Source organism: Companilactobacillus sp. HBUAS59699 (genome assembly GCF_036913575.1).
In the GTDB taxonomy this organism is placed as follows: domain Bacteria; phylum Bacillota; class Bacilli; order Lactobacillales; family Lactobacillaceae; genus Companilactobacillus.
In genome coordinates, this window is the sequence record NZ_JAYKTV010000001.1 from 643,089 (window position 1) to 658,770 (window position 15,682).

General features: G+C 36.4%; 15 protein-coding genes, 1 riboswitch and 1 other annotated feature. Of the genes, 1 reads left to right on the forward strand and 14 read right to left on the reverse strand.

The window, feature by feature from the left end; genetic code table 11:
• Nucleotides 1–8 precede the first annotated feature (8 nt).
• Both rsmH and mraZ read right to left on the reverse strand, forming a co-directional pair.
• Nucleotides 9–959 carry a 16S rRNA (cytosine(1402)-N(4))-methyltransferase RsmH gene (gene rsmH / locus U8519_RS03220; protein WP_334328883.1) on the reverse strand — a complete coding sequence of 317 codons (951 nt, stop codon included), beginning with the start codon at nucleotides 957–959 and terminating at the stop codon, nucleotides 9–11.
• On the reverse strand, nucleotides 949–1,380 hold the full coding sequence (gene mraZ, locus U8519_RS03225) for a division/cell wall cluster transcriptional repressor MraZ (RefSeq protein ID WP_334328884.1): 432 nt from the start codon (nucleotides 1,378–1,380) through the stop codon (nucleotides 949–951). Before mraZ ends, rsmH begins: the two co-directional genes overlap by 11 nt.
• 235 nt (nucleotides 1,381–1,615) lie before the next feature.
• Between mraZ and U8519_RS03230 the strand changes: the two genes are divergently transcribed.
• Complete coding sequence (locus tag U8519_RS03230) at nucleotides 1,616–1,735, forward strand: DUF4044 domain-containing protein (protein WP_125567734.1); 120 nt, start codon at nucleotides 1,616–1,618, stop codon at nucleotides 1,733–1,735.
• A 55-nt stretch (nucleotides 1,736–1,790) separates the two neighbouring features.
• Here the strand turns inward: U8519_RS03230 and thiT are convergent, their stop codons facing one another.
• From thiT to U8519_RS03290, 12 genes are all read right to left on the reverse strand, one after another.
• Nucleotides 1,791–2,363: an energy-coupled thiamine transporter ThiT gene (thiT, locus tag U8519_RS03235; RefSeq protein ID WP_334328885.1), complete on the reverse strand. Its 573-nt coding sequence runs from the start codon at nucleotides 2,361–2,363 to the stop codon at nucleotides 1,791–1,793.
• A 47-nt stretch (nucleotides 2,364–2,410) separates the two neighbouring features.
• A riboswitch (TPP riboswitch) is annotated at nucleotides 2,411–2,509 on the reverse strand.
• A 26-nt stretch (nucleotides 2,510–2,535) separates the two neighbouring features.
• A complete protein-coding gene (gene minD / locus U8519_RS03240) occupies nucleotides 2,536–3,336 on the reverse strand; it encodes a septum site-determining protein MinD (protein ID WP_334328886.1) in 801 nt (266 codons plus the stop codon).
• Between the two features lie 2 nt (nucleotides 3,337–3,338).
• Nucleotides 3,339–4,001 (reverse strand): septum site-determining protein MinC, encoded by a 663-nt coding sequence (locus U8519_RS03245; RefSeq protein ID WP_334328887.1) that lies wholly within the window; start codon nucleotides 3,999–4,001, stop codon nucleotides 3,339–3,341.
• Entirely contained in the window at nucleotides 3,998–4,540 is a 543-nt protein-coding gene (gene mreD / locus U8519_RS03250; protein WP_334328888.1) for a rod shape-determining protein MreD, read from the reverse strand. Before mreD ends, U8519_RS03245 begins: the two co-directional genes overlap by 4 nt.
• Nucleotides 4,540–5,403, reverse strand: coding sequence for a rod shape-determining protein MreC (gene mreC, locus U8519_RS03255; RefSeq protein WP_334328889.1), 864 nt, complete (start codon nucleotides 5,401–5,403; stop codon nucleotides 4,540–4,542). The genes mreD and mreC overlap by 1 nt, the downstream gene beginning before the upstream one ends.
• 42 nt (nucleotides 5,404–5,445) lie before the next feature.
• Nucleotides 5,446–6,447 (reverse strand): rod shape-determining protein, encoded by a 1,002-nt coding sequence (locus tag U8519_RS03260; protein ID WP_125567746.1) that lies wholly within the window; start codon nucleotides 6,445–6,447, stop codon nucleotides 5,446–5,448.
• Nucleotides 6,448–6,540: 93 nt separating this feature from the next.
• Nucleotides 6,541–7,176, reverse strand: a complete 636-nt coding sequence (gene radC / locus U8519_RS03265; protein WP_334328890.1) for a RadC family protein — start codon at nucleotides 7,174–7,176, stop codon at nucleotides 6,541–6,543.
• Between the two features lie 11 nt (nucleotides 7,177–7,187).
• Nucleotides 7,188–8,438: a bifunctional folylpolyglutamate synthase/dihydrofolate synthase gene (locus U8519_RS03270; protein WP_334328891.1), complete on the reverse strand. Its 1,251-nt coding sequence runs from the start codon at nucleotides 8,436–8,438 to the stop codon at nucleotides 7,188–7,190.
• Between the two features lie 62 nt (nucleotides 8,439–8,500).
• A complete protein-coding gene (locus U8519_RS03275; protein ID WP_334328892.1) occupies nucleotides 8,501–11,149 on the reverse strand; it encodes a valine--tRNA ligase in 2,649 nt (882 codons plus the stop codon).
• Between the two features lie 36 nt (nucleotides 11,150–11,185).
• Nucleotides 11,186–11,378: a binding site (T-box leader), on the reverse strand.
• 41 nt (nucleotides 11,379–11,419) lie between these two features.
• On the reverse strand, nucleotides 11,420–12,637 hold the full coding sequence (gene thiI / locus U8519_RS03280) for a tRNA uracil 4-sulfurtransferase ThiI (protein ID WP_334328893.1): 1,218 nt from the start codon (nucleotides 12,635–12,637) through the stop codon (nucleotides 11,420–11,422).
• A gap of 9 nt (nucleotides 12,638–12,646) precedes the next feature.
• The gene (locus tag U8519_RS03285) at nucleotides 12,647–13,792 is read right to left on the reverse strand and encodes a cysteine desulfurase family protein (RefSeq protein ID WP_334328894.1); all 1,146 of its coding nucleotides are present in this window, start codon (nucleotides 13,790–13,792) and stop codon (nucleotides 12,647–12,649) included.
• Between the two features lie 78 nt (nucleotides 13,793–13,870).
• Nucleotides 13,871–15,559, reverse strand: coding sequence for a septation ring formation regulator EzrA (locus tag U8519_RS03290; RefSeq protein WP_334328895.1), 1,689 nt, complete (start codon nucleotides 15,557–15,559; stop codon nucleotides 13,871–13,873).
• Between the last annotated feature and the right edge of the window lie 123 nt (nucleotides 15,560–15,682).

A 15,682-nucleotide genomic window follows, 5' to 3' on the forward strand; every position in this document is an offset into this window, starting at 1 on the left:
CTCCATAACTAAATCTTCTCAACAACACGTAATTTTGCACTGTGTGCACGATTATTTTCGTCTAATTCATCTTCACTAGGTAAAATCGGTTTTCTAGTGATTTGTTTCAATAATGGTTTTAAATTGTCTGGTACCACCGGTAATCCCCGCGGTAAGTCAATTTCTGAATTTTCTTTGAAAATGTGTTTTACAATTCGATCTTCTTTAGATTGGAATGTAATAACGCTGATTCTGCCTTTAGGAGCTAATAAATCGATCGCTTGTTCTAATGATCTCTCAAGTGATCCGAGTTCATCATTGACCGCAATTCTGATAGCCTGAAAAATTCTCTTAGCTGGATGTCCACCAGTACGACGTCTTGCAGCCGGAATTGCATTTTTAGCAATATCAGCTAATTCTAACGTCGATGTAATACGATGGTCTTCCCTAGTACGTTCAATTGAACGTGCTATTTGTTTAGAGAATTTTTCGTCACTATATTTATAAAAAATACTTACCAATTCGTTATATGACCAGTCATTGACGATTTTTTCAGCATCAAGTTCTTGGCGCTGATCCATTCGCATGTCTAATCTAGCTTCTTTTTTGTAGCTAAATCCACGAACAGCATCGTCGAATTGTGGAGAGGATACACCCAAATCGTAAACTACACCATCAACAGCGGTGACGTTCAATTCATTCAGGCGCTCTTTCATATTTTCAAAATTATCACGAATCAATATGAGTTTGTTAGAACCAATAATATCGGGATTATTTTCAATCTCTTCACCAGTTTTTATAGCGGCTTCATCACGGTCAAACGCATAAACGGTACTATTGTTGACGCGGCTCAATAGTTCTTTAGTGTGACCACCACGACCGAAAGTTGCATCAACAAAAATGGCGTTATCTCTAGGATTAACCTCATCGATTGTTTCTTTTAATAATACTGTTTTATGTGTAAATTCATTAGAAGTCAAAATCTGTCATTTTCTCCGATATTTCTTCAAAATTGTCTTCAGCTTGTTGATTAAATTCATTCCATCTTTCTTCATCCCAAATTTCAATTCGGTCTGAAACACCAACTACTACGCAATTCTTTTTTAATTTAGCAAAATCTATTAAAGACGACGACAAGTTGACGCGTCCCTGCTTATCAAATTCCATTTCACCAGCGGCGGAATAGAAAAATCTAGTAAAAGCACGGGCATCCTTCTTTGTTAAAGGTAACTTATCCAACTGAGCCTCAAGCTTGCTCCATTGTTCCATGGAATATCCAAATAAGCAGCCATCCATACCACGAGTAATTACAAAAATATCCCCAATTTCCTTACGAAATTTTGCAGGGATAATTATTCGACCTTTACTGTCAATGGTGTGATGAAACTCCCCCATGAACATCCACAGTTCACCTCAATTCTTTAACACTTTCTAATTTACCACAAATCACCACAATTAACCACTTCATATTGTGAAAAATGACACTGATATATGTAAAACGTTTTATTACTTGATTTATCAACATATATAACGGTGGGGGATAATCCCAAAAATAGTGTATTTTCACCACAATTGTTGCATAATTAGTTCATGTGAAGTAATATTCTTCATATATAAATACTAGGTGGTGGAACGTTTGAACGACGAAAAAAAGCCTAAAAGCACTTTAACAAAAATTACCCAAGTGGTCGTTTGGTTAATGATTTTAGTAACAATTGGCGGAGTAATCTTAGGATCACTCATGAGCTTTATTTAAAACAAACAAAAAATAGTGTCCAAGTAGAAGCAATCTCTACTTGAACACTATTTTTTTAATCTTTGACAATAATAAATTTCTTTAAAACCGGACTTAGTATCAACATCAGGACAAACATCATTATCATATTGGCAATAAAGCTTCCACCATTGATAACCAATGAATAGATCCATGGATTCATGGTCTTTGGTGCATACATTCCCCAATAAATACCACCAGCAATGAAATGGAAGAAGTACTTAGCTACGAATCCAATTCCAGAATAGAGCATTATTAAACCTATCGGATTTTTTCCATCTTCAATTCTTTTCTTCACTTGCATACTTCCCAAGCCGACAAGTCCAATAGCTCCAAAAGCTATTGGATATTCAACGAACCCTTGTAGCGGATTCAAAAAACCACCACTACTGAATCCTCTTAAAATAAGGTCCAACAGTCCCCAAACTAGTCCAGCAATTAATCCCGGCTTTAGGCCTCTTCTCAAAGCATATATTGACATAGGAATCAAACCATACACAATTGAAATCGATGAAGCGCCTAGATTATGTGGTATGAAGGCTAGTGCTGTAGATGCTGCAACAATGATTGCACCTTCAGTTAAAACCACCAAATTATTATTTCTTGACACAAAAAAACTCCCTTCTGATTTAAGCCATCACAAGAGAGTTCGAGTTTTTTACTTGAACAACACTATCCCTACGCATGTATTAACATAACAGGTTTAAAGGGTCTGAACTTAATCACTCTCAGCCATTGGCTCCCCCTGTGTTGACTATTTAATTAACATAATTATATCACTGTTACTTTTTTCTACCAAATACTCTGCTAAAGAATCCCGTCTTTTTTTCATCATTAAAAATATCTAACGGTATACTTTCGCCAAGCATTCGATGAGCAATATTTCGATAACTGTGACCAGCATCACTGTTCTTATCAGAAATCACCGTTCTACCTGCATTTGAAGCAGCAATAACATCGTCTTCATCAATGACTACTCCCAATAATGGAATGCGTAAATGATTAACGATATCATCGATCCTCATCGAAGTTCCTTTGTTGATCATATTCTTACGAACACGATTAATGATCAAATGTGGTGTAATCGGCATCTTCATACTTTCAAGAATCCCAACCACTCGATCAGCATCACTGACGGACGCTAATTCGGGATTAGTAACAACGATTGCCCCATCAGCAACCGTGACAGCATTTTGAAAACCGTACTCGATCCCCGCCGGACAATCGATCATTACAAAATCAAATCTTTGCTTCAAATAAGTAATAATTCTTCTAACAGAATCTTGATCAAGGACGTACTTGTCAGCAAACTGCGAAGCCGCTAATAAATACAAATTGTCTTCAAATCTCGGATCACGAACCAACGCTTGCGATAAAACAACTCGATTCTGTGCCACATCAACGATGTCATAAACAATTCTGTTGGTAAGCCCCAAAACAGCATCCAAATTTCTAAGTCCGATATCCAGATCCACCATACAAACTTTTTTGCCAAGGCTTGCTAAGACGGAACTAATATTAGCGGTTGTAGTTGTTTTACCAACGCCGCCTTTACCAGACGTTACAACAATAGATATCCCCATAACTAAACCGTCCTTTTTCTAGATTCACTCATAACCTCTTTGTAATCTTGTAAATCATTAACACTAATAGAGTGCATATCGTCAATGTATGCAAACTGATGATTATGAAGATCACCCTCATTTTCGTCCGTGATTATTTCAATAACATCAGCAATACGTAATTGAGCGGCATGCTTTAAATTGCCAAAAATTGCTGCACTCGTATTATCTGGGAAACCAGCTTGGACAATGCCATTTACCTTACCCAGTATATAGACAGATCCATCTGTACTGATCTGTGCTCCTTCATGAAGGACACCCAAGAATAATACATCGCCTTCAAATTCTAACTTTTGACCACTACGAACAATGCCCGTTTCAATGTTCATCTTATTAGCTTTTAAAAGTTTTGATACTTCAAGTTTTGACTCAACTTCTGAACTAATTTCTTTGATTTCAATTTGAGGATACTCAGTAAAAGTCTTCTTAACTTCTTTCACCTGAGCATCAGTCAAAAGACGATTACCAGTCTTAATAGTAAATTGAATGACATCATCTTCAGCAGAGCCAATATTTTGTTTAAGAATTAGTTCTTTCAAGTCTTTCAATGCTTGTTGGAAGTCACTTTCATCGTTAATGATTACAACATACCCTTCTTTGCTACCTTTAAGAGTAACGTTGCTCATTTACTATCCCTCCTATATTTAACCAACCAATCACTAAGATTTGCTAGTGGAACGTAAATTATGAAGAACAAAATCATATTCCATAACAACGTTGGTCCTAATACATAAGTTATAAAATCAAAAACGTTTGTACTTGTTTGTTGAAGCAATCTTTCTAGAACATAAATTCCTGATTGCAAGAATGTCAAAGCTAAGAAATAAATAGACAATTCATAACCCATATTGGCTTTAACAAATAAGAATTTAAAATGATCGATCCCTACCATGATAAGTGGTAGAAGAACTGTATACAGTCCGATGATCCCATAGTAATAGGAATCGTATATCAGACCAAACAATATTCCATAGATCAATAATTGACGACGATTATTAATTCTCATAGTTAACAGTACAACTGCCATCAGCATGATCTGTGGCAAAATCATGAAGTCACCGGTATTCATATTATTTAAGAATGCCCACTTCATAAGACCATCAAGATAAAAAGCCAGCAGCAAAAATATAACTTGTCCGACGATCTTTCGTGTTTTGATATTCATTATTTTTCACCACTAACAGTCGATTTAATAACTGTAACAACAGTAAAGTTTCTTAGCTCAGCTGCTGGAGTTATATATACGGAATTAGTCATACCATAATTGTCTTTTTTAATTCCATAAACTTTACCAATGTATAATCCACGAGGTGTTCTACCACCTAAACCAGATGTAATGATTCGTTGGCCTTTTTTGATGCCCTTAGTAGAATTGACATTTTCCATGACTAATTTACCAGATGAACTATCGTAACGACTAACGATACCAGTAACGGCATTATTATTGTCATCCAAGATTTCAGAAGCAAACTTGTCATTTAATTCATTGTTAGTTGAGATCAATTCAACCTTAGAACTGACCTTATCAACTTCAATAATACGTCCAATCAAACCTTTTCCAGACATAACTGGCATATTTTTCTTTAGACCACTCGTACTACCACGATTGATCGTCAAATAACTTTGCCAGCTGCTTGGTGAGCGACTCAATACAGACGCATTAACAGTCGTATAGTCTGTTAACGTTGCATTTAATTTCAACTCTTCTTTTAACTTTTGATTCTCTTCTTGAACAACTTTTAATTTTGCTTGATTTTGAGCTAAATCATCTATTCTTGCCTTCAAGTGTTTGTTTTCTGTATATGTATTGTACAAATCAGAAAATTCTGAAGAAGCGTTCTTAACAGCATTGGTTGGATAGGCAAACACTCCACCAACAACACTAACAACGTCATTCCCCACTTGCTGGATGGCAGGAGGAGTCTCTTTGTTATCGCGAATATTTACAGTTACCGCTAAAAGTCCAAAAGTCACGATAAGAATTACCATTAGAATGATTAACTTTTTGTTTGAAAAAAACTTTTGCATTGCTTCCTCCTACAGTAAACAAAAAAAACGGGATTAACCCGCTTATTTTTGACGACGCATTACATCGATATTTTTAAGTGATTCTCCAGTACCGATGGCTACACAATCTAGTGGGTCTTGAGCAATGAATACAGGTACTCCAGTTGCTTCAGAAATTACTTCTGGCAAATGATGTAATAATGCTCCACCACCAGTAAGTACAATACCGTGATCGATCACGTCAGCAGCAATTTCAGGAGATGTCTCTTCAAGAGTCTCTTTGATCGTTTCAATGATTTCTTGAACATCTTCATGAATAGCTGTTGCTATGTCTTCACCAGTCAATTGAATAGTCTTTGGAAGACCTGTAACCAAATCTCTACCACGGATTTGCATTGTTTCAAGTTCTTTAGCTTTTTCGATTGAAGCAGAACCGACTTGGATCTTAACGTCTTCGGCAGTTCTTTCACCAATTTGTAAGTTGAAGTTTGTCTTGATGTAAGCTGAGATCGAATCGTCGAACTTATCACCAGCAACACGGATCGAACGTGATGAAACAATACCACCAAGTGAAATAGTAGCTACGTCAGTAGTACCACCACCAATATCAACAACCATGTTACCTGTTGGATCCATAACTGGAAGTCCAGCACCAATTGCAGCAGCAAATGGTTCTTCGATTACATAAGCTTCTCTAGCACCCGCATGCTGAGTAGCTTCAATAACAGCCCTCTTTTCAACTTCTGTAACACCACTTGGAACACAAACCATAACAGATGGCTTTGAATTTCCAGCAGTCTTTTCGATGAAATACTTCATCATTGCTGCAGTTGTATCGTAATCCGCAATAACACCGTCTCTCATAGGACGGATTGCTGAGATACTACCAGGAGTACGACCGATCATTTCACGAGCATCGGAACCAACGGCAACGATTTCTCCAGTATTATTGTTCTTTGCAACGACTGATGGCTCGTTTAAAACGATGCCTTTACCTTCGGCATAGACAAGAGTATTAGCAGTTCCCAAATCTATTCCTAATTTTTTTGATCCAATACCAAACAATTTATATTCTCTCCTTTAAAGTACACACCACATTTTACGCTATCCAAAATTATATCATACAAAAGACCAATTTAAAGTAATCCAAAGACATACCTAAATAATTTTTTCTGTTTTTAAACTGGAATACGCATTTTTTGTCACAATCAGATGATCGATCAAGTTAATTCCCATTAACTGACAACATTTTAATAACCGTAAAGAAAAATTTTTATCATTTTCGGAAGGGTAAAGTCGTCCACTCGGATGATTGTGGGCTATGACGACTTGAGTAGCAGATATATACAATGCTTCTCTAAGAATATCGCGAGGATGCACCGTCGCTGCATCCGTTGTTCCAATAAATATTATTTTTTCCGCAATCACATGATAACCATTATCTAAATAAACAGCTACTAATTTCTCTTGTGGTGAGTTACCAATTTTTTTAATTAAATGCTTACTCAAACTAGATAGATCCGCAACTTGATTTAATAAGGAATCAGCTTCAAGTTTTCTCTGGCCTAATTCAAATGCTGCCAGTATCTTACATGCTTGAGCTGTACCAATTCCCTTGTATGACAATAACTGCTCCATATTTAAATTCAAATTGTAAGATTCAGAAACTATCTTGTCAGCAATTTCTATTACATTTTTACCTTTAGTTCCATTACCTAATATTACCGCGACTAGCTCGCTAGTCTCCATTGACTTAATACCGTTTTTGGTGATTCTCTCTCGTAAGTTTACCATTATACTTTAAACTACGAAAAATATGACTCTAACTCTGAAACTAAATAAAAAGATCCAGTAACAAGTAAAATTTGCTGATCATTTAGATTATCAATAATTCTATGTAAGCAATCATAATAATCATCAATATAATCAACATTATCATAATTTGAAAAATCGTAATCATCAAACTTTGCTGCACGAGGCATATCTAAACTGGTAACAAAAACTTTCTTAGTATTGCTGGTCAGAAAGTCCAAAATATCATGACGATCTTTGTCTTTCATCCCTGCATACATAGTAATTATATCTTTATTAGGCTCATTTGTTATTAAAGAATTGATTAAATTATCAATTGCTGCCAAATTATGTGCCCCATCAAGGATTACTAGTGGTCTTTTATTGACGATTTGTAGTCTTGCTGGGATCTTTTTTGCATCGATTTGGGCAATTACTTGTTCCAAATTATAATTCAAATTGTTTTTTTCTTGATAACAAACGAAGGTTTGAAGGGCGATTGCCGCATTTATCGCAGTAGTTTCTTCAATACCTGTAATTTTTACGGGTAAATTTTTAAATTCAAAATAAATTTCAAAATTATTTATCTTTAAATTTTTTATTTTCAAACCGTGCTGATATTCATACACTGGACTATTCAATTTACTTGCACATTCCAAAATAATTTTTCGGACCGAATCTTGCAAATATCCTGTGACCAACGGCGTATTTTTTTTAATAATACCGGACTTTTCCACGGCAATATCTTGAATCGTTGGTCCAATCAATTGCTCATGATCCATCGCAATCGAGGTAATAACTGAAACATCAGGCTTAATAACGTTAGTTTTGTCGTGTTTAGCCCCAATCCCAACTTCAATTATTGCCACATCCACCTTGTCTTTGAAATACAAAAAGCCCATACAAGTTACGAATTCAAACTCTGAAAGAGAATTTTCATCAATCAAACTAATGATGTGGTTGACAAGATCCAGCAACTCTTCATTACCTATCATTCTGTGATTGATTTGAATTCGTTCATTAAAAACATTGATGAATGGTGATGTAAACATCCCTACACGTTGATCATTTGCTTCAAATAGATTAGACAAGTAATTACAGACAGTTCCCTTGCCATTAGTTCCTGTGACGTGAATCGTCGGATAAGAGTTTTGCGGATTGCCCAACTTGTCAAGAGCTGACTTGATGCGATCTAACTTGTTTGTCCGATGAAATTTGGGAAGAGAATGAATATATTCAATTGCTTCTTGATAACTATTAAGCATTATATTCCTTTCATACATAAAAAAAGAGGAAGACAAATAAATGTCCTTCCCCCATTATTTAATTATTTATTAGCTTTCAATTGATCAATACGTTGTTTGATCTTAGCTTGTTTGGCTTGGTAATCAGCTAATTTTTCTTTTTGTTCATTAACAACTTTTTCAGGTGCTTTTTCAACGAAACCTTTATTAGATAATTTCTTATCCAAACGAGTTATTTCTTTATCCATCTTAGCCGATTCATCTTCTTGACGTGCAATTTCTTCATCAAGATCAATCAATTCTGCTAGTGGAATATAAACTTCAGTACCGTTTGTAACTGCAGTCATAGCCAGTGCTGGAGCCTCTAGATCTGTTTCAACTTTCAATTCCTTTGGATGTAGGAATCTGTCAACATATTCAGTGTTATTCAAAACAACTTGTTTGATATCGTCATTTTGTGGCTTGATAAGGATGTCGACTGCCTTTGAAAGTGGAGCATTGGCTTCAAGACGAATCTTTCTAACTGACTTGATCAAGTCGATCAGAACATCCATATCGTTCATTGCCTTTTCATCTTTGAACTCATCATGATTTTCTGGATATGATGCGAGTGAGATCGACTTACCATTATGAGGCATTGATAACCAAATCTTTTCAGTTACGAATGGCATAATTGGGTGCATCAATCTTAGAATCTTGTCCAAAACATAAGTTAGGATCATTCTCTTTTGATCCTTAGCTTCACCATCTTCACCAGTAAGTGTAGCTTTACTCATTTCAATGTACCAATCACAGAAATCATTCCAGATGAAGTTGTACAAGTTACGACCTACTTCACCGAATTCAAACTTGTCCATCAAACGATTAACTTCATTAACAGTTTGATTCAACTTAGCCAAGATCCACTTATCTGACAAGTCATAACGAGTTACCTTCGATAGATCGTCCATAGCTGGAGTGTCGTCATCAAGATTCATAATAACGAAACGGCTGGCGTTCCAAATCTTATTGATGAAGTTCCAGGCTGAATCCATCTTGTCATAACTGAAACGTGTATCTTGTCCAGGAGTTGATCCATTCATTAAGAACCAGCGAAGTGCATCAGCACCGTACTTCTCAATAACATCCATTGGATCAATACCATTACCAAGTGACTTACTCATCTTACGACCTTGCTCATCACGAATTAAACCGTGAATAACAACGTGTTCGAATGGACGTTTACCGGTGAACTTCAAACTTTGGAAAATCATTCTTGATACCCAGAAGAAGATGATATCGTAACCGGTAACTAGAGTATCGGTTGGGAAATAACGTTTGAAGTCGTATGAATTTTCATCAGGCCAACCCATAGTTGAAAATGGCCATAGAGCACTTGAGAACCAAGTATCTAGAACATCACTCTCTTGTGTCCAGTTTTCAATATCTTTAGGAGCTTCTTCACCGACATACATCTTGCCAGTCTCTTTGTTATACCATGCAGGTATTTGATGTCCCCACCACAATTGACGTGAGATAACCCAATCATGAACATTATCCATCCATTGTTTGAAGGTATCTTCGAAACGATCAGGAACAAATTTTACTTTATTGTCGCCTTCTTGGTTCTTAAGAGCCATTTCAGCAAGTGGCTTCATCTTAACAAACCATTGAGTTGATAATCTTGGTTCAACCTGAGCGTTTGAACGTTCTGAATGTCCAACACTGTGAACGATTGGTTCAACATTTAGCATGTAGCCGCCATCTTCGAGGTCCTTAACAATAGCCTTACGGGCGTCAAAACGATCCATGCCATTGTACTTACCAGCATTCTCATTCATTGTACCGTCAGCGTTCATAGTATTGATACGTTGTAAGTCGTGACGATTACCAACCAAGAAGTCGTTAGGGTCATGGGCAGGTGTGATCTTAACCATACCAGTACCGAACTCTTTATCAACATAGTGGTCTGTAATGATTGGAACTTTACGGTCAACTAGAGGAACGATTACTTCCTTGCCAACAATGTCCTTATATCTCTCATCACTTGGGTTAACTGCGATAGCAATATCACCAAACATTGTTTCAGGACGTGTGGTAGCAATTTCAATGTAACCTGATCCATCAGCATATGGGTATTTAACATGATAAAAAGCACCCTTGTCATCCTTATGGATAACTTCAATATCAGAAAGTGCTGTTTGAAGTTCTGGATCCCAGTTAATGATGTATTCACCACGATAGATCAAACCTTCGTTATACAATTTAACGAAGACCTTACGAACAGCCTTTGATAAACCTTCATCCAAGGTGAATCTCTCACGAGAATAATCCAATGAAAGTCCTAATTTACCCCATTGTGCTTTGATAATTGAAGCAAACTCGTCTTTCCACTTCCAAACTTCGTCGACAAATTTTTCACGTCCAAGATCATATCTGGAAATACCTTGTTCACGTAGTTTAGCTTCAACCTTAGCTTGTGTAGCAATACCGGCATGATCCATACCTGGTAGATACAAAGTATCGTAACCTTGCATACGCTTGTAACGAATCAAAGTATCTTGAATCGTTGTGTCCCAAGCATGACCCAAATGCAACTTACCAGTAACATTTGGTGGTGGGATAACGATTGAATAAGGCTTTGCCTTTTTGTCACCAGAAGGTTTGAAGACATCTTCATCAAGCCATGCTTGATAACGACCTTCTTCGACTTCTTTTGGATTATATTTAGTATCCATGTCGATTTCTCTCATAAAATTTCCTCCATAAAATAAAAAAGCATTCGTCCTATATAGGACGAATGCTCGCGGTACCACCTAAATTGAGAATCCATTATTAGACTCTCCTCTCAACAGATAACGGTGGCCCGATCAATATTTTGATAGCTCACAGGTAACAATCGAAGTCTCTGGCCGTGCAATTCTCAGCTAACATGCACTCTCTGAAGCCATTAAATTCAACACTCCTGCTCAAAGCTGTTGATTTGATAATAAAACATATTTCACAAAACGTCAATTATAATTTTATAGCAAACTGCTGATATCTTCTTGTTGCTGTTCCATGAAGTGATCTCCATGTTCAATAGTTGTGATCTTAACTCCAGCTAATGAACGTTCGATCAAGCCGTCAATATCAAGTGAACTTTCAAATTTACGAGTCTTCTCGATACTAGGACGTGTCTTAGGACTTGGTGGAGCAAAGACCGTACAACAGTCCTCAAATGGTTGAATGGATAAATTGAATGTATCAATGTTTTCAGCCAAACGGATAATTTCAGTCTTATCCATAGTAGCAACTGGGCGCAAAATTGGTGTAGTTGTAACATCATTGATGGCAGCCATACTCTCAAGGGTTTGAGATGCTACTTGTCCAACGGCTTCACCATTAAAGATGGCCAAACCATGCTCTTTTTCACGCAACATGTCAGTTAATCTCAACATGAAGCGGCGTTGAATCGTCATTAAGTATCCTTCTGGAACGGATGACTTGATTGTTTCTTGGATCTCTGCAAATGGTACTTCAATAAACTTGATATTACCACCAAAAACAGTCAACTTACTAGTTAATTCCTTAGCCTTGTTCAAAGCTTGTTCTGAAGTATAAGGTGGACTGAAGAAATGAACCATTTCAATATCAACCCCACGCTTCATTGCAAGATAACCAGCAACAGGTGAATCGATCCCACCTGACAGCATCAACATAGCTTTTCCGGCAGTACCAACTGGCAAACCACCGGCACCTTTGATAGTTAAGTATGAGAGATAAATACCATCTTGACGAACTTCAACTGAGATCTTGATGTCAGGACGCTTCATCTCAACATCGATTCCAGGAAATTCATCACAGATTGCATCCCCTAATTGGAGATTAACTTGGTTAGTATCGAGTTTATATGTATGGTCTGAACGTTTAGTTCCCACCTTAAAACTCATACCAGGCTTATATGCTTCATGCATCATTTCAATAGCCTTAGCTTTGACATCCTCAAAGTCCTTTGAGACTTTAACACTCAACGAAAAAGTTTGAATACCAAAAACATTCTTGAGTTTTTCCATGATTGGCTTAGCATCTTCACCATTCAACTGGATATGCAGACGATCACGATGTGGTCTCATAACTAAGTTAGGGTAATCTTTTAACACCTTGGCAACATTACCGTGTAGACGATCGATGAAGCTCTTACGGTTCTTACCCTTTGTTGATAATTCGCCGTAGCGAACCATAATTTCAGTATATTCCATTAAATTCTCCTAATTTAAAATTTGGAAATGATCATGTATTTCATCCAAATTCTTAATAAATTCTTTCATTTCAGCTTCAGTATTGTTCTCATCAAGACTGACACGAACGGCACTTGTAGCAATTTTCTCTGGTGTGCTCATTGCCTTTAAGGTACTTGATTCTAGTCCCTTTTTAGATGAACATGCACTTGTAGTTGAGATATAAATGTCGCGATCTTCGAAAGTATGCACAACTGTTTCACCACGAACTCCATCAATTGTGAAACAAATAATGTGTGGAGCAAAGTCGTCAGCTACTTTGGAGAAAACGTGCGTATTTGGCAGACTTTGAATGTGTTCGATCAACTCAGTCTTGAGTTTAGTCATCTTATCAGCCTTTTGAGCTTCATTTTCCTTCAACAAACGCAAAGCTCTAGCCATTGCGGCAATAGCAGGTGTATTTTCAGTACCACTTCTAAGGTTCTTCTCTTGACCGCCACCAGCCATTAATGGTTCCAATTGCTTACCGGCTTTCATGTAAATAAAACCAATTCCACGTGGAGCATGGAATTTATGACCAGAGAAAGTATAGAAGTCAACTCGTGGATCAATGAACTTATCTTCAATATTCTTACCAATAGCCTGTGTTCCATCAACGTGATAACTGATGTTTGGATAATCATCCAGCACACGAGCCATTTCGTGAATCGGTTGAATTGATCCGATCTCGTTATTAACTGCCATAGTTGAAACTAAGATAGTATCATCTCTAATAGCATTCTTCAAATCTTCAGCACTGACATGACCAGTTTTATCGACTGGTAAATAAGTTACGTCATATCCTAATTCCTCAAGTTGATGCATCGAATTCATAACTGAAGGATGTTCGATCGAAGTTGTAATGATATGTTTACCAAACTCACGTTTCTTAAATGCTGTTCCCTTAATGATCCAATTATTGCCTTCAGTACCACCACTAGTGAATACCACTTCGTAAGGTTTTAATCCCATTAATTCAGCAATTTGCTTACGTGATGTTTCTAGTAATTCATAAGCCTTTAAACCTAATTTATGTAAACTAGATGGATTACCAAAGTAATTCAAACTAGCTGCATTATAAGTATCAAGAACTGTCTTCTCGATTTTTGTTGTTGCACTATTATCAAAATAAATCATATTTTTTCCCACCAAAATAAAAAGGCCTTAACGGCCTTAATTTTTTTACCATACTATAAGATAACGCAAATTTCATATTTATGCATTAATTGTTTCTTTTATTCTTTCAACTGAACCTGCTTCAACTCGTTCCAAAGCTGCAGAAATTGTTTCAACTGACTTACCATATTCGTAATCTTCGTCAAACAAAGCACGTGCTCGTGACAATTGATCCGCAAAGTCAGCATCCTTATCAGCATAACGGTTAGCGTATTGTAATAACTTCTCAGCTAATCTAACATTCATCTTCAAATCAGTTGTTTTCTGTACCAAGTTTTCAAGATCTTCTTGAGTTACGATTACCTGCTTACTGATATCTTCCATGTTGATCTGTTCAGCATCTAACTCATTATAGAGTTTGTTGATCTCATCAAATACCATGTAAAAATAATCCAAATAATCATCTGGTAAACCATTAAGACGTAGTTGTTCTACGACCTTCTTTTGGATTTCTAAGCGTTTGGCATACTTATTAACACTGTTGCGTGCAATACGTTCACTCGAGATCATTTGATTAAAGTTATCGTTGATCGATTTTTCACTAGATTCAATTTCATCCAATTGACTGACAATTGCTTTGAAGTCATTTTCAGCTTGAGAAAAGATCGAATTCTTATCAGCTATATCTTGTACATCTTGATCGTAGTTAGTGCGGATCGTATTTAAAGTAACTAGGTTATCCTTAAATTGTTTAACGTCGCCTTCTGCCAAAATATAATTATTGCTTAACTTTTGAATTCTGCTGTCCAATCGGTTGTGCTGGAACTTAGCGTGGTTTATGTAATCAAGCACTGGTTTTTGTTGCTTCAAAACATTTTGCTTAGCATCTATTTCAATTGTCAAAACATCATACAAGTGATCGATATTTTGTCTAATTTCTTCATTAGTATTATTAACATGATCAAAGTTCAATTCACCTAATTCTGAATTAGACAGATCCAAACTGTTTTGGACATCTTTGATCAATGCCTCAATATCTTCCTCAAAATTAAATTTCTGATTGACTAGTTTCTGATAAACCGAATTGATTTCTTCAATTTGCCCAGGAAAAACATCAGTTAACTCGTGATGTAATGGCTCAATGACCTTGAGCTGATCAGTTATTAAGCCTAGCTTTATTTTGACATCATCCAGATATTGGCTAGCCTCAATGTGATCACCTTTATCAGTCAATTGTGTTTCTTTGTCTAATAGACCGGCAATCTCGGTTAATTCATCCTCTAACTTATCAGCTGCAGTTCCGTAGTTGAACGACTGTGTCAGAATTCTCTTACGCAAATCCTCATAAGTTTGTTGGAGTGCTTCACTCTGAGTAGCATTTAATTCATCGCTCTTAGATAATTCATCCAACTCTTCTGATATATGATCGAGTTTTTCCTTCAATTCATTCAAAGACCGATCAACTTGCTTCAGTTGCTTAGCCGCTCCAAATACTTTGAACTGTGTATTCTTATATTCGGAACCACGAATCTCACGTAAAATAGAAGGAACAACTTCATTCAATTGTTCTTGATAATTAGATTTGAGCTTACTGAATTGATCTCTACTAGCACCAGCAAGCTTCATTTCTTCCAATTTTTTTAATTTATCATTCAATCTATCTTCCTTTAACTCATCAGCACGTTCCTTATATGAGTTAAGCGTACCTGCGTTTTTCTTCTGTAAAAACCACATGTACCATAGGAAGACTAAGATCAAAATAATTATTCCAATAATTATTTTCGACACTTTAACACCCCTAATGATGATTCGATATCATATAACTTGAATTATACCAGAGAACAACCTTACAATTTATTTTAATAGTCTTTCATAATAAAGTTTTAAATATTGGCTCAAAAATTTCTTTTG